Here is a 17,444-nt window from a genome sequence, read left to right as displayed (position 1 = left end):
CTTTTTATTGCTGCGAAAGACATTCGTCGTTTAGGCTTCCCCAAGGGAAAGCGTCGGGGGGGAAGTCAGGCGGGGCGATTGATCGGTCCAAGGTCTGAAACACCGCCTCCCCACGCCCCCGCAATGACGACCCGGCCAACGGGCGCATCCATTTTCAAGGGAGAGATACACAATGAACCTAAGGCCCGATCCGACCTTCCACGCATCGCCCAAGCTTGCCATGCAGGCCCCGGTGGAGAATTTCGCCTTCACCGTCATGCTCAGCCCCGATGGCAGCAAGCCCGACGGCATTGCCGTGGTGGACCTGAAGCCCGGGTCCGACACGTATGGCGAGATCGTCCATCAGGTGATGGTGCCTAATCTGGGCGATGAGTTTCACCACTTTGGCTGGAACGCGTGCTCATCGTCGCTGTCGCCGCTCACGGGCCACGCTTTCCTCGAGCGCCGCTACCTGATCGTGCCGGGCATCCGCTCCAGCCGGGTCTACGTGATCGATGTGAAAGAGCCGCTGAAGGCCAAGATCCACAAGATCATCGAGCCCGAGGAAGTCTTCGAAAAAACCGGCTACTCCCGCCCGCACACGATCCATTGCGGCCCTGAAGGCATCTATGTCTCCACCCTGGGGGGCGGTGGCGAGGACGGCACCGACGGCCCGCCAGGCATCTTCATCATGGATTGCGAGACCTTCGACGTCATCGGCCGCTACGAGATGGACCGCGGCGAGCAGGACAAGCACTACGATTTCTGGTGGAACCTGCCGCAGGACTACATGGTCAGCTCCGAATGGGGCCTGCCGCCACAGTTCGAGAACGGCGTCGTGGCTGAGGACCTGTTGTCCAACAAATACGGCCACAAGATCCACTTCTGGAACCTGCGCGCCCGCAAGAACATCCAGACCATCGATCTGGGCGAGAACCACCAGATGGCGCTGGAAATCCGGCCGGCGCACGACCCGACCAAGTCATACGGGTTTTGCGGCGTTGTGGTGGATACGACAAACCTGCAAGGCTCGATCTTCACGTGGTGGCGTGATGATGATGGGACGTGGCAGGCCAAAAAGGTCATCACCATCGACCCGCGCCCCGAAAAGCCCGAGAACCTGCCGCCGCTCCTGCAAGGGTTCGAGGCCGTGCCGCCGCTGGTCACCGATATCGACCTGAGCCTGGACGACAAGTACCTCTACGTGGCCTGCTGGGGCCTGGGCGAGATGCACCAATACGATGTCTCCGACCCGATGAACCCGACGCTCGCCGGCAAGGTCGAGCTTGGCGGTATCGCTCGCGGCACCAAGCATCCGTCGGGCGGCGAGTTTGCCTACGGCCCGCAAATGGTCGAGGTCAGCCGAGACGGCAAGCGGGTCTACTGGACCAACTCGCTCTATTCGACATGGGACGATCAGTTCTACCCCGACGACGAGGGCGGGCAGATGGTGATGGCGAATGTGGGCGAGAATGGCGGGTTGGAGTTGGACAAGGACTTCTACATCAACTTCCCCGACGGCTACCGTTCCCACCAGATCCGGCTCGAGGGCGGGGACTGCTCAACCGACAGCTTCTGCTATCCGTCCGTCTGATTAAGTGGAAGATGTGACATCTGTGGCGGCCCTTTGGTGGGCCGTCATTTTTTCGGGGCTCTACCACGGCATCAACCCCGGCATGGGCTGGCCCTTGGCGGTCTCTGCCGCGCTGATGGAGCAGAAGGCGCGGGCGCTCCCGCGCGCGTTGGCGATGCTGGCGCTGGGCCATTTTCTGGCGATGATCGTGATCTTGCTGCCGTTCTCGCTGATGCTGGTGCTGGTGGAGTACGAGACACAGATCCGCATCGGCGCGGGCGTCATCGTCATCGCCATGGGTGTCTACCTGCTGATCAACCGCCGCCATCCGCGCTTTTTGGCGCGGGTGCATCCCGCGCGGCTGGCACTGTGGTCGTTTCTGGCCGCCATGGCACATGGGGCAGGGCTGATGCTGGTGCCGATCTTTTTGGGCATCTGCGCCATCGGGGTCGATGAGGTGGATCACCTCGCCGCCGAGAAGCTGATGGGCAACAACGTCGGCACGGCGTTCATCGTCGCGGCCTTGCACACCTTCGCCATGACGGTCGCAGGCGGCGTGATTGCGGTGATTATCTATCTCTGGCTGGGGCTGAAATTTCTGTCGAAGACCTGGTTCAACCTCGACATCATCTGGGCGCTGAGCCTGATCGTCGTGGGCGCCTTTGGCATCTACACAGCCTACAGCGGCCATTGAGGGACCCCGGGCGCATAGACCCGGAGCCCCAAGTTCTTACACGAAGGACACGCCGTTCTCGTTCATCGGCAGGCTGGCGATCCGCAGGTCGCTGCTGGCTGCAATCGCGTTGGCCAACGCCGGGGCGGCAGGCGGCGTGCCGGGCTCGCCGACGCCCGTGGGTGCCTCGGCAGATGGCATCACATGCACGTCGATTTGTGCGATGTCGCCAATGCGCAGCGGCTCGTAGTCGGGGAAGTTGAACTGGTCCACCGCGCCGCCCGTCAGCGTGATCTTGTCGCGCATGACGTGGCCGATGCCGTAGCCGATCCCGCCTTCCATCTGGGCCTTCACGATGTCGGGATTCACGGCGATGCCGCAATCGACCGCGCAGGTGACCTTCTCGATCTTCACGCCGTCCTCGGGGTTGCCGGAGATTTCCACGACCTCCGCCACATAAGAGCCGAAGGATTTGTGCACCGCTACGCCCTGACTGTGCCCGGCTGGGGCGTTGCCCCAATCGGCCATCTCGGCGGCCTTGCGCAGCACGGCGGCCTTGCGCGCCTGATCGGGCGCGTCGCCCGACAGGTAGCCAAGCCGGAACTCAACCGGGTCTGCGCCCGCGGCCTTGGCGGCCATGTCCATCATCACCTCCATCACATAGGCCGTGTGGGTGTGACCCACCGCCCGCCACCACAGCGTGCTGGTGGCCTTCTCGGTGTCGGTCAGGCCGAAATGCGCGGTCGGGATCATGTAGGGGCTGTCATATGTGCCCTCGACCGAGGAATGGTCGACCCCGTCATGCACCGCGAAGCTTTCAAACGGGGTGCCTTTCATGATCGACTGGCCCGCGACGCGGTGATCCCAGCCGACGATCTCGCCGCTCTCGTTCAAGCCGATGCGCACCTTGTGACCAAAGGCCGGGCGGTAGTAGCCAGAGCGCAGATCATCCTCGCGCGACCACACCAGCTTTACCGGCCGGGTGCGATCGGTCATCACGAAGGCAAGCCCCGCCTCGACCTGATAATCCGCCTCCGGCGTTGTGCGGCGCCCGAACGAGCCACCGGCCAGCATCGTGTTGATCTGGATCTTCTCCATCGGCAGCTCGAAGATTTGCGCCAGCGCCATGTGCGGCCCGGTGGGCATCTGCGCGCCGTCATGCAGGATCAGCCCGCCATCGGCGGTCTGCTCGATCGTGCAGTTGAGCGGCTCCATCGGGGCATGGGCGAGCAGGGGGAAGTAGAACGTCTGCTCCACCACCTGCGCGGCGCTGTCGATGGCTGCATTGACCGCCGCCACGTCGGCCTTGTTGACGTTGTAGGTGGGCTCTGCGTCCAGAGCGGCGCGGATTTCCGCCTCGATCTCATCGGAGCTGCGCGTCTCGGCGGCGGAGGTGTCCCATTCGATGTCGAGCATCATGCGGGCCTGCATCGCGGCCCACGTATTCTCGGCGTAGACCGCAACGCCTGCCTTGTTGGGCAGGACGGCGGACCGGATGTAGCCCTTGATGTCCTGCGCGCCGCTGTCATCGACGCTGACCGCCTGCGCGCCGCGCTGCTCGGGTCGTGCGATCATCGCGATCATCTGGTTGGGCAGGTAGACATCCATGGCGAACATCGCCTCACCGTTGCCCTTGATGGCACTGTCGAGGCGGCGCACATCGGGGTTGCCGATCAGCCGGAACTCGGACGGGTCCTTCAGGCGCGGCTCTGCCGGGGCCTCAAGCTGGGCGGCGGCGGCGACAAAATCGCCCATCGGCGCTTGCGCATCGGGGCCGCGGACCACGCCGTTCTCAAGGCTAAGGGTGGAGACATCCGCGCCCCAGTCATTGGCGGCGGCCTGCAGGATCATCTCCCGCGCGGCGGCGCCCGCCTTGCGGTACTGCTCGAACGAGTTGGCCATGGCGGTGGAGCCGCCCGTGCCCTGAAACGGGCCAAACAGCAGGTTGTTGTAGACTTCCGGGTTGGAGGGGGCGAATTCGTAGTCGACCTGATCCATGGTCAGGCCGATCTCTTCCGCGATCAGCGTGGTCAGGCCGGTGCTTGGGCCTTGGCCCATCTCGAAATGCTTGACGATGGCGGTGACGGAGCCGTCCGCGCCGATGCGCACGAAGGGATTGAGTTGCGTGGCTTCGCCCGCAGCGGCAATCGCGCCGCTGGGCTTGACGCCAACGAACAGAACGGCGCCCGCAGCGGCCGCGCCTTGGAGAAATCCGCGCCGTGATGTGGACAGGGTCATGATCAGGCCTCCAGAATTTCAGATGCGCGCTGGATGCCAGCACGGATGCGTTGATAGGCGGCGCAGCGGCAGGCGTTGCCGTGCATGTAGTCGTCGATCTCGGAGGTCGAAGGCTTGGGGTTCTCCGCCAGAAGACCCACCGCGGACATGATCTGCCCGGATTGGCAGTAGCCGCATTGCACGACGTCCAGCTCGACCCAGGCCTGCTGCACAGCGGCCCCGATCTTGGTGTCGGCCATCGCCTCGATCGTGGTGACCTCCGCGCCTTCGACATCGTCGATATAGGTCTGGCAGGAGCGGACGGGCTGGCCATCCAGATGCACCGTGCAGGCCCCGCACGAGGCCACGCCGCAGCCGAATTTCGTTCCGGTCAGTTGCAGCTCATCGCGCAGCACCCAAAGAAGCGGTGTGCCCGGCTCGGCCTCGACCTCCCGGGTCTCGCCGTTGAGTTTCAGGGAAATGGCCATGGGTCGGGATCCTCCTTGCTGACAGGGCACGATGAAATCGCTCAAGTGTACCGATCAGTATAGGGCAAGGTGACGTTAGGGCGAGGTCACAGCATCCTTACCCCGTTCACAATCGCGTCCCGGGCAGATCTCCGCCTAAATTTTGACCAACGCGCCGCGGGCTTGGATGACCTTGGCGGACACCCCGGCGGCAGTCTCGATCAGCGGGGCAAGGGGCGCGTCCATCGCGAAATGCGCCAGGATGCCTGCGTTGAAGCTGTCACCTGCGGCCGTCGTGTCGACCACCTGTGCGACCGGGGCAGGGGTGAAGCTGCCCTGCGCGCCCTGATGCAGATACACGATCGCGCCCTCGCCGTTCTTCACGATCACCGTGCGCGCCCCGGCGCCGGCATAACGGTCAAGGGTCGCCTGCGGGTCCGCATCGCCAAAGAAGCTCGCTTCATCCTCGAACGAGGGCAGGGCGATGTCGCTGAGTGCCGCCGCCTCCATGACCGCCGCGCACATCGTGTCGGTGTCGGGCCAGAGGCGCGGTCGCAGGTTGGGATCGAACGCCACCAGCGCGCCGCCCGCCCGCGCGGCCTTGAGCGCGGCAAACAGGTTGTCGCGCCCGGGGCCTTCCAGCACGGCAAGTGTGATGCCCGAGACATAGACGATATCCGCGCCGTCGCACGCGGCGCCAAGCGCCTCCAGATCATGGGCCAGTTCGCGGGCCGCCGACTGCCCACGCCAATAGGCAAAGCTGCGCTCTCCGTTCGCCAGACTGATCATGTAGAGCCCGACGGTCCGCGTATCGCAGCGGCTGATATAGTCGGTCCCGATCCCTGATTTCGCCAGATAATCCGCCAGTCGGTCCGACATGTCATCGCGGCCCAGCCGCGTGATGTAGTCGACCTCCAGCGCGGGGTTCAGCCGCTTGAGATACCAGGCCGTGTTCATCGTGTCCCCCGCGAAGGCGAGTGTGAACTGGTCCGCTGGGCCCGCCGGGGCGAGCTCCACCATGGGCTCTCCGATGGCTGCGATGCGTTTGGGCATGGGGGCGGTCCTCGACGGTTTTTGGCGATGCGCGCGACAGGGAATCCCGTGATTGACGCAACTGGTATACTAGAATATCAATTTTGCACGAGGCCGTGAAGACCTCTGGCACACACGCGCTCGGTTCGATCCAACTGACAGGAGTTCTCCTATGCCCGACTTCCCACCCGTGCAAGCCGACGAGGGCGTAACACGGCAAGTGCTGGCCGACCATCCCGACCTCATGGTGGTCTCCTTCCGCTTTGAAGAGGGGGCAGAGGGCAAGCTGCACAACCACCCGCATATCCAGTCGACCTATGTCAAATCCGGCCGCTTCCGCTTCGTGATGGACGGCGAGGCCACCGAGATCGGCCCGGGCGACAGTTTCGTCATCCCGACCATGGTAACCCATGGCTGCACCTGCCTTGAGGCGGGCGAGTTGGTCGACTGCTTCACCCCGCGCCGCGACGATTTTCTCTAACCAAGGACGCCTCTCCATGCTCAAGACCGAAACCCGCTACGCCATTGATCCGGCCTCCGCCAAGGCGCTGGATACCGAAGGGCTGCGCAGCCATTTCCACGTCGGCGACCTGTTCGCCAAGGGCGAGATCCGCATCGTCTACAGCCATTACGACCGCCTGATCCTTGGCAGTGTGGTGCCCGCGGGCAAGACGCTGACCCTCGACAAGGTCGCGGAGACCGGGACCGCCACCTTCCTTGAGCGACGCGAGATGGGCATCCTGAACATCGGTGAGGCGGGCGAGGTCTCCGTCGGCGGCGAGACTTACACGCTGGAGCGTGGCGAAGTGCTCTACATCGGCATGGGCGCAGGCGCGGTGGACTTCTCCGGCGCGGGCCGTTTCTACATCCTGTCGGCGCCTGCCCACCGGACATGCCCCACGAAGCTCATCAAGCTCAGCGACGCCCGCCGGGTCGAGCTGGGATCGCGCGACACCGCCAACGAGCGGGTCATCATCCAGTTCCTGCATCCAGAGGTTTGCGAGAGCTGCCAGCTTTTGATGGGCTACACGCAGTTCCAGCCCGGCTCGCTTTGGAATACCATGCCCGCCCACCTGCATGACCGCCGGATGGAGGCATACCTGTATTTCGATATCGACAAGGACCAGCGCGTCTTCCACTTCATGGGCGAGCCGTCCCAGACCCGCCACATCGTCATGGACAACGAGGAAGCCGTCATCTCGCCCCCATGGTCGATCCATTGCGGCGCGGGCACCGGGTCCTACACGTTCTGCTGGGCGATGGCGGGCGACAATGTCGACTTCACCGATATGGATATGGTCGACATGGGCGATTTGCGGTGAGTGCCTTCTCGCTCGACGGCAAGACCGCGCTGGTCACCGGGGCCAATACCGGCATCGGGCAGGCCATCGCTGTGGCGATGGGCCGCGCGGGCGCGCATGTGATCTGCGCGGGCCGCTCGTCTTGTGCCGAGACGGTCGGCCTGATCGCCAGCGCCGAGGAACTGGCACTGGACTTCGCCGACCCGATGGCGGGCACAGGCATCTTCACGGATCGCACCGTGGACATTCTGGTCAACAACGCAGGCATCATCCGCCGCGACGACAGCACCGACTTCTCGGAAGACGATTGGGACGCCGTGATGGACGTGAACCTCAAGGCACTGTTCTTTACGTCGCAGGCTTTCGCCAAGGCCGCTTTGGCCGCAGGCCGCGAGGGCCGTATCGTCAACATCGCGTCGCTTCTGTCATTCCAGGGGGGCATCCGGGTGCCGTCCTACACGGCGTCCAAGCACGGCGTGGCAGGGCTGACGAAGATCCTCGCCAATGAATGGGCCGCCCGCGGCATCGGCGTGAACGCCATCGCCCCGGGCTATATCGAGACGAACAACACCGAGGCCCTGCGCGCCGATCCCGAGCGCAACAAGGCGATCCTCGACCGTATCCCCGCGGGCCGCTGGGGGCAGGCCGATGACATCGCCGAGACGGCCGTCTTCCTATCCGCGCCCGCGTCGAAATACATCCACGGCGCTGTGCTGAACGTCGACGGCGGCTGGCTGGCGCGGTAAGCGGAGGTCAGGCGTTAGGGGGCTGCTAAGCGGGACGAAGCCGTCGTTCGTAGCCGCTACACGAACGACCGCTTTGTTGAGCCGATGGCTCACAGCTACCTACTCTGTAGTAGCCATTAAACTTAACCAATTAGCAAAGTGTTGTTGACGCTTGGCCGTCGCCGCTGTAACTTAACCAAATGGATAACCATTTACATGCGCAGTTCCACGCTCTTGCCGACCCCACACGATTTGCGGTCGTGGAACGCTTGCTGATAGCCCCTGCCAGCGTCAGCGAACTGGCTGAGCCGTATGACATGGCTCTACCGGCATTCACAAAGCATCTCGGCGTTTTAGAACGATCAGGTCTTATCACGAGCGAGAAAATCGGTCGGGTTCGAACGTGCTCGATCAACCCTGCCGCAATGAGCCAGATCGAAAAATGGTTCTCTGATCGCCGCGCACTTTGGGAAGCGCGTCTCGACAAGCTTTCCGAACACCTCACACACACAAAAAAGGATTGACCAATGGAAATTCACCACGAAACCGTGACACTGGAAAAACCGCTACCAGCTTCGCCGGAGGAGGTTTTTCAGGCTTACACCGACCCGAGAGCCCGTGAAAAATGGTCCGCGCCTGACAATACGACTGAAATCCGAATTCTGGAAAGCAATGTCAAAACAGGCGGATCGGAAACGGGTAAGTGCGGTACTCGCGGTCAGGAACTGAACTGGCGCATGGATGTCGCCTACCATCTCGTTGAGAATGATAGACTCATCACTTTTACCGAGGAGCTCTGGGACGGTGACAACATGCTGACCGTTGCTCTCATCACGTTTGACCTGAGCAAAGCGCCAGATGGAACAACGATCCTGCTCCTTACAGATCAAATAACATCGTTTGTCGGGGAAGGCGGTGTCCAGGGTCATCGTGACGGCTACACGAAAGCGCTCGATAACCTGGCTTCGATGCTTGGGGAAAAAGTCGAGTAATTGGGTATCTGAGCTGTTCCTTCACTGCTCATGGCATCTGGCAATGATGCTATGAGCGGTCATTCGGTCAAGATGCAGCATTGTTCAGTCTGGGCTCCAAGCAGACCTTCGAGACCTCGCCAATCCAGCAACCGTTCACGTGGGCCTGTCCCGCTAAGCCGTCCCTCGCGCTGGGCGGTTGTGGGCGATGTTGAACTTCATGCCGTCCAGCAGTTCCACAAGGTCCGGCCGCGCGGCGGGGCCGTTGGAGATGCAGACCACCTGGATCACCCCGTCGGGGCGCACGCAGAAGACGCCGGGCTCGGCGAAGCGGCGGTCGGTCTCGTCGGGCGACAGCGGGTCGGAGACATAGAGCCCCAGCGCGCGCATCTGCGTCTCGCTCAGATCAAAGCCCAAGGGGAAGGTCCAGCCGAACTCGGCCACGTCGGCCTCGACCTTCTCCAGCGGGTCGGCGGAGACCACCGCGATATCGAACCCCGCCGACTGCCAATCCGCCTGCAATCCTTCGAACGCGCCAAGGTATTTCTTGCAGCGTCCGCAATGCTTGCCGCGGTAGACGATCAGCAGCGTATGGCGCTCGCGCGCCCCGCCCACGGTGATCTCACCGCCCCCAAAGCGGGGGAAGCTCAGCTCGGGCATCTGCCCGCCGGCGTCGGGTTTGCTCATGGATATCCCCTTAGCTGAACAGCATGCCGCCATTGATGTCGATGCTGGCCCCGGTCACGAATGCCGCCCCGTCGGAGGCGAGATAGGCCACCAGATTGGCCACATCCACCGGCGCGCCCTCGCGCTTCAGCGGCGTGTTGCCCGCCACCATGGTGCGGACTTCGGGCTTGGTGAAGACGTTGTGGAAATCGGTGTCGATCATGCCGGGGCAGACCGCGTTGACGCGGATATTCGGGCCCAGCTCTTTCGCCAGACCGCGGGTCATGGTCATCACGGCCCCCTTCGACGTCGCATAGGCCACGGCACCCGGCCCGCCGCCATCGCGCCCGGCCTGCGAGGCGAGGTTCACAATCGCGCCCTCGCTCATATGGGCAAGCGACGCCTTCACCAGCAGGAACACGGATGTCAGGTTCAGATCCATCACGGCGTTCCAGTGGTCGAGGTCCATCTCTTCGATCCGCTTGCGCGCGACCAGCCCGCCCGCGTTGTTAACCAGCACATGCAGCCCGCCCAGCTCGGACACGGTGCGTTCGACCAGCGCTTCGACATCGGCCTGTTTGGTCAAATCGCCCTGCATGGCGAAAGCGTTGCCGCCCATCGCCTTGATCTCGGCCACGGCGCTGTCTGCGCCCTCCGACGAGGAGTGGTAGTTGATCGCAACCGCGCAGCCGTCTTCGGCCAGCCGCATCGCGCAGGCCCGCCCGATGTCGCGGCCACCGCCGGTTACGATTGCTACTTTGTCTTTGAGTGTCATGGGGGTGTCCTGTCTGAGAAATTAGCGGCCAACGTCGAACGTCTTCGGCACGGTGACCTTGAAGCTGCGCTCGTCGGCGTCGGTGAAGTAGAGATCGCAGTCGTAGCCCTGATCGTCGAGGAAGCTGAACACCCGTTGCGGGGCCTTCAAACTATAGGGGACGAGCAGGGTCGCGATGCGGTGGCGGATGGCCTTGGGGAAGGTGGCGTGCAGGCATGTGCTGACGGGCAGACCCTCGTATTCCGACGGGTCCACGTCCGGGAAGCCGGTTTCCTGATCCAGAGTGGGCGCACCCGCCTCGGACCAGAGGAACTGGCCGTAGAAGCCCGCGCGCTCGCCGGTGTAGCGGAACGTGTTGGCCCCCAGTTGCATCGGCGCGTTCGCGTGCAGCAGCCAGTCTACCGAAACAGGCGTCTCGGCATCGACCGCGTCCACAATGACGAAGAAGCTGTTGTTGACGAAATAGACGTCCCTTAACACGCGCGACACTTCGGGGCTGAGCGAGCGGTAGGCCTCGGTCGCGTCGCCCTGGAGATAGATGTGATCGCCGCGATCCTCGCAGGTGGTGATCGTGCCCGTAGCGCGCATCGCCTGCGCCTTGTCCTTGCCTGCGTACTGGCCCTTGCCATTGATCAGGATCGCGTTTTTGGACCGGGTCTGGCGCCGCCAGTTCTGGTGCATGGTCGAGTTGAAGGCCACGTAATAGCCCGACTGGATGGCCAGATCCTCGCCGAACCCCGCAAGGCAAAACGCGTTCTGATCCCCGTGGCTGTGCGAGATCGAGCCATAGGGCGACGACTTCATCACGAATTGGATATGGGCGTCGGGGTCGTCCATCTTGTGCTGCAACGCGACCCAGCCGATGCCCTTGAACCAGCGCATCACCGGCAGCTCCGACGGCGAGGTGGCCTCGACCGTGCCGAAATCGTGCTGGTAGACCATCTCGTCGAAATTGAAGTCCCACCAGCCCCAGTTGTAGAACTCCATCTCGGTGCCCGCGTCGTTGCGCTTCACTTCGTCGTAGTACCAGGTGTAGGCCCCGTTGCCGGTGACGCCCGCGAACTGGCGCAGGTTGTAGCCGATCTTCAGGCAGGGCAGGTCGCCCATGGTGCTGTCATCGCCAAAAGTTGCGCGTCGGGTGTCGGGGGCCTTGGTGTATAGTGGGAAGTCGCCGGTGGCCTGAAAGAACGGCCGCTTGTAGAGATCGATGCCCGCGAAGCTGCGGATCATGTTGGCCGCATCGATCAGATAGGCCATGCCTGTCATCCAGTAATGCGGGCCTTCCGCCCAGCCGCCATCGCTGTCGCCCCAAGGCGAATAGACGGTGGACAGGAACTCGATTGAGTAATCCAGCCAATCGCGCGCCTCGTCTTCCTCGTCCAGCAGCGCGATGCAGGACGGCACCAGTACGGCAGAGACCGCGCGCACGGCGTGGCTGTCGAAGGGGAAGAGGTGGATATTGGCGTGCTTGATGATGTGATCTGCCGTCTCGCGGGTGCGCGCCAGCAGGGCCGCGCGGACCGTGTCGCGCTCTTCGCCTGTCAGCTCGTCGTGGAGCCAGTCATAGCCCCACGCCAGTGCCAGGTTCACCCGGAACGCCCATTCGTCGGTGTAGCTGCGCGAGGTTGCGCCTGCGGGGTTCCAGCTGGCCGCTTCCAGCAGCCATTCCTTGGCCCGCGCGATCATCGCCGCGTCGCCAGTGACCTTGCCGCCCACGGCGAGGTGGCGGATGGCATAGATCAGCTCTTGGCAGGCAATGTACGTCGCGCGCCAGATGGGCGCGGTGCGTTCGTGGTTGGGGTAGCCCGCAGGCTCTGTCATCACGTCGCGCTCCATCCACGGGGCGACGGATGTCTCGTAGAAGGTGTCCCAAGCGCAATGGCCGGGGTCCTTGGTGACGTCCTTGCTGAATTGCTTGAGCAGTTTTGGCGACAGCCACAGGCGCGGGTGGGCCATGTCGGCCTTCGCGTAGCGCTCGGATCGCGACGCCAGCGGCGTCTCGGGCAAGCCGTCTGCCACGATGAAGCTGCGCACACTGCTCCACGCGCTGGTGGGCGCGCCGGACGCGTCGCAGGTGGCGTAGCACCAGTGGTATCCGCCGGGCGCGAGCGCCGCGTCGGGGGTGAAGAAGTTGAGCGGCAAGGGGGCGAAGAGCTGCGTCTTGCCCTTGGGAAATTCGGGGTCGGTGGAGACGCGCAGCACGTAGTGCGCCTCGGCCTCGATGACGGGAAGCCACGAGAAGCGCGGCGGGTTCTCGACCACGTCGCAGGACGCATCGGGCGCGTATTGGATGTTCAGGCGGCCCGCTTTGGGCTCGTCGAGGGCGGGCAGGGTGCCGGTGGGCATGGCGCGTGGGCTTTCTTGGAGCGAAAAGAAACGCAAGGGGCGCAGCGAGTTCATGCCGCGCCCCTCACTTGGGAGAACCGTTCAGGCCCTAGCCACCGTACTGGCGGTCATAGGCGGATTGCATCACGGCGAGGACATCTTGCAGGCCCATCTTGTTGAGGGTCGCCGTGTAGTCGTCCCAGTCGGCTTCGACATCGCCCTGACCCAGGATCCACGCTTGCTGGCGCTCCAGCATGTAGTCGCGGATCGAGCCCCAGTTCTTGTCGTAGACCTTCTGTTCGTCCGGGGTGAACGCCACGCCGAGGAACTGATCGATCAAGTAGTCGCCTTCATCGTAGAGGGCGATCCCTTCGAGCGCGTATTCGTTCGACCACTGGATTTCGTAATTGTAATCCTGGAAGTAGCCGCGCGCCTGAAGCTGTGAGCCGATCTCGTAGAGCTGGTTGTTCACCGGCTTGGTGTTGTTGAGGAACTCTTCCTTGAAGATCGGCTTGCCGTCGACCATGTCGTACTGCTCGCCCTCGATGCCGAAATTGGCCAGACGGCGGCCTTCCTCGGTGAACCAGAAGTCGAAATACTTGATCGTTTCGACCGGGTGCTCGTTGGTGTAGCCGATGGCCCAGCCGTCCGGCTTGATCGGGATGCGGCGGTGCTCTTCGATGCGCTTGCCGGAGATCGACGCGGGCGGCGCGATGGCCTTGATCTCGAAGCCCTCGATGTCGGCCGACAGGCGGTTGTAGCCCGAGGTCGAGGCGAACCAGTCATGGGTCGCACCACCAAGGTTCTCCGACAGCAGGTAGTCGCGGGATGACGAGCCGCGGGTGAAGATCTCGGCGTCGATCAGACCCTCCTTGTACCAACGGGCAAGGTTCTTGATCCCTTCGCGGTAGCCTTCGCCGGCATAAGGATGCGCCATCTTGCCATTGTCGACGTAGAAGTCGTGGTAGGTGTCGGAGCCGGACGAACGGCCATCCCACAATGTCACCAGACGGATCAGCTCTGGCCACTGGCGGGCGAAATAGGGAACCTCGTCCGCCTTGCCGTTGCCGTTGGGGTCCTGGGTCTTGAAGGCGCGCAGCGCGGCTTCGTATTCCTCGACCGTTTCCGGCACGTCGAGGCCAAGCTTCTCCAGCCAGTCCGTGCGCATCCAGTAGGCCCGCCCGTATTTGCCGTCCGGCAGATAGGGCACGTAGTACATGTTGCCATCCGCGGCAGAGATTGCGGATTTGATTTCTGGGCGCTCGTCCAGATAGGCCTTCAGGTTCGGCGCATGCTCGTCGATCAGATCGTTGAGCGGGATGAACGCGCCCTCGGGGCCGTACTGGTTGACGAAATCCTTCAGGCGGCTGGAGCCGACGATGTCAGGGATTTGGCCCGAGGCCAGCATCAGGTTCAGCGCCTCGGTCTTGCCGTCGTTTTCGCTGGTGCGGGTGTTGGCGCCCACGGTCGCGTCCTTCAGGCTGATGCCGGTCCACGCGCTGGCGGCTTTCTCCACCGGCCAGTTCTCGTCATAGACCGGGTAGCGCGCGTGGTTCATCTGGATCGACAGCTCAAGCGGCTCGTCCACGATCCGGAGATGGCCATCTGACAGGGCCGGGGCCGCAAGCCCCGTCGTCAGGAGCAGGCCAGAGATTAAGGTTAGTTTCCGCATAATGTTCCTCCCGTTTATGCAGGTTTGTTTCATTCCTTCACACCACCTAACATGATGCCTTTGTTGAAGTATTTTTGCAGGAATGGGTAAATCAGTAGCACTGGTATGATCGAGCAGACGATGATCGCTGCCGTCACGGTCTCGACCGAATAGGCCTGCGTGAACAGCGTGTCCGAGAATTCCTGATCGTCCGACAGCGTCGCAATCGTGTGGCGTAGGTAGACCTGCAGTGGGACCTTTTGCTGGTCCTGCAGCAGTACCATGGCCCAGAAGAAGCCGTTCCAGCGCGACACGATGCAAAACAGCGCAATCGTGGCAATCGCGGGCTTAGCGAGCGGCACGTAGACCTTCCACAGCACCTGAAACTCGTTGGCCCCGTCCATGCGCGCGGCCTCCTCGAAGCTCGACGGAATGCCCTCGAAGAAATTGCGCATCAAGATCACGTTGAACCCGTTGACCGCAAAGCCGATGATGATGCCGAAATAGCTGTCCAACAGGCCAAGATCGCGCATGTTCAAAAAGAACGGGATCAGGCCTGCATTGAACCACATGGTGAATGCCACCATCAGGTTCCAGAACCGCCGGCCATAAAGCCGTGGGCGCGACAGCGCGTAGGCACCGGGAATGATGAAGGCCAGCGACATCAGGGTGCCGCCGATCGTGTAGATGAAGGTGTTGAGATAGCTGCGCCAGAATTCCGGCTGTGCCACCACGTATTCATAGGCGGCAAAGGTCAGATCGACCGGGGTCAGCACGACGTTGCCCGCCCGCGCCTCGAACCCGGTCGAAAGCGAGATCGCAGCGATGTAGATGAACGGGTAGAGCGTCGACAGGGTGAACACGCCCACCAGGAACATGTTCATCCAGACGAAAATCCGGTCGCCGCGAGAGTAGAGGTTCATGTTTGCCATGCGTTTGCCCCCCTTACCAAAGCGATGTGTTGGAATAGCGCCGTGATAGCGCGTTGGCGGAGATCACCAGCACAAAGGCGATGACGGCGTTGAACAAACCCGCAGCGGCGGCGAAATCGTACTGGCCGGCCTGAATGCCTTGGCGGTAGATAAAGGTATTGACCACATCCGCCGTCTCGTAGGTCGCGGGCTGGTAGAGCAGGATGATCATCTCGAAGCTCACCTCCAGGATGTTGCCGATGCGGATGATCAACATGATGATGATCGTGGGCATGATCGACGGGATGGTGATCTTCCACATCATCTGCCAGCGGCTGGCACCATCCACGACGGCGCTTTCGTAAAGCGTAGGCGAGACCCCTGCGATGGCCGCGAGGTAGACGATGGACTGGAAGCCCGCCTCCTGCCAGATGCCGGTGCCGATGAAGATCGGCCTGAACCACTCGGCCCTCGTCAGGAAATACACCGGCTCGAACCCGAACCAGCCGATCACCGTGTTCACGATCCCCGCGCTGGGCGAGAAGGCGGTGATCACGATCCCGGCGATGATTACCGATGAGATGAAATGTGGAAGATAAACAATCGTTTGCGTCCACTTTTTAAACGTATGGTTGATGATCTCGTTGAACATCAAGGCCAGCAGGATCGGCACCGGGAACCCGATCAGCAGCGTCCAGAAGCTGATGATGACGGTGTTGCGCAGCGCGCGCAGGAACTGGTCATTGCCAAACAGCGTCTCGAAATGCTCGAACCCGATCCATGGGCTGTTCGCCACGCCTCTGAAGATCGAATAATCCTTGAATGCGACCTGCAGGCCGTACATTGGCTTGTAGAGAAACAGCAGCAGCCAGATCACCAGCGGCGCCAGCATCAGGTAGAGCTGCCAGTCGCGCTTCAGCGTGTCGACGATCCGCTCCACCCGGCTGGGCTGCTCGAAGCGCGACTTATGCCCGGCGCTGTCGGTCATGCCGCGCGGTCCTGTCCGGCCAGAGCCACGCCCGTTTCGCCATCGAAGATGCGGATCAGCTCGGGCGCGATGGTGAAGCCCGCGACCTCGTCCAGCGCACGCAGGTTGCCCAGAGTCTCGGCCTTGATGACGAACGGATCGCCCGCCAGCAAGGCGTGCAGCAGCGCTTCCGATCCAAGTGTTTCGACGAGGTCCAACTCGATGCCAACGGCGCCCGGAGTGCCCGCCACCACGGGAGAGGCGTATTCGGGACGGATGCCAAGCGTCACCTCTTGCCCGACCCGCGTTTCAAGATCACCCAAGGACGCTAAGGGCAGGGAATTGCCCGAGAAATGCGCGACGAACCCCGCTTCGGTCTTCTCGACCTTCGCGCGGATCTGGTTCATCGGCGGCGAGCCCAGAAACCCCGCCACAAATGTGTTCACCGGGTTCAGGAACAGCTCCATCGGGGTGCCGACCTGCTCGATCCGGCCGTCATGCATGACGACGATCCGGTCGGCCAGCGTCATCGCCTCGACCTGATCATGGGTCACGTAGATCGAGGTCACGCCGAGCCGGTTATGCAGCCGTTTGATCTCGGCGCGCATCTGGGTGCGCAGCTTGGCATCGAGGTTGGACAGCGGCTCGTCGAACAAAAACACCTTCGGGCGGCGCACAATCGCGCGGCCCATGGCGACCCGCTGGCGCTGCCCGCCCGACAGGTCGGCGGGGCGGCGGTCCAGGTAGTCGGTCAGGCCCAGGATGCCCGCAACTTCATCGATGGATTGCTTGATGGCCTGCTTGCTCTCGCGCCGGATGCGCAGGCCGAAGGCGATGTTCTCGGCCACGTTGAGATGGGGGTAGAGTGCATAGTTCTGGAACACCATCGCTACGTCGCGGTCCTTGGGCGCCACACGGTTGACCATCCGGCCATCAATGGTGACCTCGCCGTCGCTGATTTCCTCCAGCCCCGCGACCATGCGCAGGGTGGTGGACTTGCCGCAGCCAGAGGGGCCGACGAGGACGACGAATTCCTTTTCGGCCACATCCAGATCGATGCCATGCACCACCTGAACGGCGCCGTACCGCTTCACAATACTGTCGAGTTGAACCCCGGACATGCGCCCTCCCAGACGTCGCAAATCGTCACTGCGCCCGCCCAGGTGTACCATCTCTCTTCGACGAGCCCGCAGTGTGGCCCCTCGCGATCG

Annotated in this window: 17 protein-coding genes; 7 read left to right on the top strand and 10 right to left on the bottom strand. The window is 62.8% G+C overall.

Features of this window, described 5'->3' with window-relative positions; all coding sequences use genetic code 11:
* Positions 1 to 172: 172 nt before the first annotated feature.
* Positions 173 to 1,573: a selenium-binding protein SBP56-related protein gene (locus C8N43_RS04895; RefSeq protein WP_107844535.1), complete on the top strand. Its 1,401-nt coding sequence runs from the start codon at positions 173 to 175 to the stop codon at positions 1,571 to 1,573.
* A 4-nt stretch (positions 1,574 to 1,577) separates the two neighbouring features.
* Positions 1,578 to 2,246 carry a hypothetical protein gene (locus C8N43_RS04890; protein ID WP_107844534.1) on the top strand — a complete coding sequence of 223 codons (669 nt, stop codon included), beginning with the start codon at positions 1,578 to 1,580 and terminating at the stop codon, positions 2,244 to 2,246.
* Positions 2,247 to 2,282: 36 nt separating this feature from the next.
* Here the strand turns inward: C8N43_RS04890 and C8N43_RS04885 are convergent, their stop codons facing one another.
* The 3 genes from C8N43_RS04885 to C8N43_RS04875 all read right to left on the bottom strand — a co-directional run bounded on the left by C8N43_RS04885 (position 2,283) and on the right by C8N43_RS04875 (position 5,962).
* Complete coding sequence (locus C8N43_RS04885; protein WP_107844533.1) at positions 2,283 to 4,463, bottom strand: xanthine dehydrogenase family protein molybdopterin-binding subunit; 2,181 nt, start codon at positions 4,461 to 4,463, stop codon at positions 2,283 to 2,285.
* Between the two features lie 2 nt (positions 4,464 to 4,465).
* On the bottom strand, positions 4,466 to 4,930 hold the full coding sequence (locus C8N43_RS04880; protein WP_107844532.1) for a (2Fe-2S)-binding protein: 465 nt from the start codon (positions 4,928 to 4,930) through the stop codon (positions 4,466 to 4,468).
* A gap of 135 nt (positions 4,931 to 5,065) precedes the next feature.
* Complete coding sequence (locus C8N43_RS04875) at positions 5,066 to 5,962, bottom strand: sugar kinase (RefSeq protein ID WP_107844531.1); 897 nt, start codon at positions 5,960 to 5,962, stop codon at positions 5,066 to 5,068.
* Between the two features lie 151 nt (positions 5,963 to 6,113).
* Between C8N43_RS04875 and C8N43_RS04870 the strand changes: the two genes are divergently transcribed.
* From C8N43_RS04870 to C8N43_RS04850, 5 genes are all read left to right on the top strand, one after another.
* Complete coding sequence (locus C8N43_RS04870) at positions 6,114 to 6,422, top strand: cupin domain-containing protein (RefSeq protein ID WP_107844530.1); 309 nt, start codon at positions 6,114 to 6,116, stop codon at positions 6,420 to 6,422.
* Positions 6,423 to 6,438: 16 nt separating this feature from the next.
* Positions 6,439 to 7,263, top strand: coding sequence for a 5-dehydro-4-deoxy-D-glucuronate isomerase (gene kduI, locus C8N43_RS04865; RefSeq protein ID WP_107844529.1), 825 nt, complete (start codon positions 6,439 to 6,441; stop codon positions 7,261 to 7,263).
* Positions 7,260 to 7,988: a 2-dehydro-3-deoxy-D-gluconate 5-dehydrogenase KduD gene (gene kduD, locus C8N43_RS04860; protein WP_107844528.1), complete on the top strand. Its 729-nt coding sequence runs from the start codon at positions 7,260 to 7,262 to the stop codon at positions 7,986 to 7,988. Before kduI ends, kduD begins: the two co-directional genes overlap by 4 nt.
* A gap of 179 nt (positions 7,989 to 8,167) precedes the next feature.
* On the top strand, positions 8,168 to 8,491 hold the full coding sequence (locus tag C8N43_RS04855; RefSeq protein WP_107844527.1) for an ArsR/SmtB family transcription factor: 324 nt from the start codon (positions 8,168 to 8,170) through the stop codon (positions 8,489 to 8,491).
* A 3-nt stretch (positions 8,492 to 8,494) separates the two neighbouring features.
* On the top strand, positions 8,495 to 8,959 hold the full coding sequence (locus C8N43_RS04850; protein ID WP_107844526.1) for an SRPBCC domain-containing protein: 465 nt from the start codon (positions 8,495 to 8,497) through the stop codon (positions 8,957 to 8,959).
* A gap of 153 nt (positions 8,960 to 9,112) precedes the next feature.
* On the opposite strand, the gene C8N43_RS04845 is transcribed toward C8N43_RS04850, so the two are convergent.
* The 7 genes from C8N43_RS04845 to C8N43_RS04815 all read right to left on the bottom strand — a co-directional run bounded on the left by C8N43_RS04845 (position 9,113) and on the right by C8N43_RS04815 (position 17,354).
* The gene (locus C8N43_RS04845; protein WP_107844525.1) at positions 9,113 to 9,625 is read right to left on the bottom strand and encodes a peroxiredoxin family protein; all 513 of its coding nucleotides are present in this window, start codon (positions 9,623 to 9,625) and stop codon (positions 9,113 to 9,115) included.
* 10 nt (positions 9,626 to 9,635) lie between these two features.
* Entirely contained in the window at positions 9,636 to 10,379 is a 744-nt protein-coding gene (locus C8N43_RS04840) for an SDR family NAD(P)-dependent oxidoreductase (protein ID WP_107844524.1), read from the bottom strand.
* Between the two features lie 21 nt (positions 10,380 to 10,400).
* On the bottom strand, positions 10,401 to 12,725 hold the full coding sequence (locus tag C8N43_RS04835; protein WP_107846240.1) for a DUF4962 domain-containing protein: 2,325 nt from the start codon (positions 12,723 to 12,725) through the stop codon (positions 10,401 to 10,403).
* A gap of 88 nt (positions 12,726 to 12,813) precedes the next feature.
* A complete protein-coding gene (locus tag C8N43_RS04830) occupies positions 12,814 to 14,376 on the bottom strand; it encodes an extracellular solute-binding protein (RefSeq protein ID WP_107844523.1) in 1,563 nt (520 codons plus the stop codon).
* A gap of 29 nt (positions 14,377 to 14,405) precedes the next feature.
* Positions 14,406 to 15,287 carry a carbohydrate ABC transporter permease gene (locus C8N43_RS04825; protein ID WP_107844522.1) on the bottom strand — a complete coding sequence of 294 codons (882 nt, stop codon included), beginning with the start codon at positions 15,285 to 15,287 and terminating at the stop codon, positions 14,406 to 14,408.
* A 13-nt stretch (positions 15,288 to 15,300) separates the two neighbouring features.
* A complete protein-coding gene (locus C8N43_RS04820) occupies positions 15,301 to 16,254 on the bottom strand; it encodes an ABC transporter permease (protein WP_107844521.1) in 954 nt (317 codons plus the stop codon).
* Positions 16,251 to 17,354 carry an ABC transporter ATP-binding protein gene (locus C8N43_RS04815; protein ID WP_107844520.1) on the bottom strand — a complete coding sequence of 368 codons (1,104 nt, stop codon included), beginning with the start codon at positions 17,352 to 17,354 and terminating at the stop codon, positions 16,251 to 16,253. The genes C8N43_RS04820 and C8N43_RS04815 overlap by 4 nt, the downstream gene beginning before the upstream one ends.
* Positions 17,355 to 17,444 lie beyond the last annotated feature (90 nt).

It is taken from the genome of Litoreibacter ponti (assembly GCF_003054285.1).
GTDB lineage: Bacteria > Pseudomonadota > Alphaproteobacteria > Rhodobacterales > Rhodobacteraceae > Litoreibacter > Litoreibacter ponti.
The sequence above is the reverse complement of the archived record's forward strand: the minus strand, read 5'-3'. Positions and strand labels throughout refer to the sequence as shown.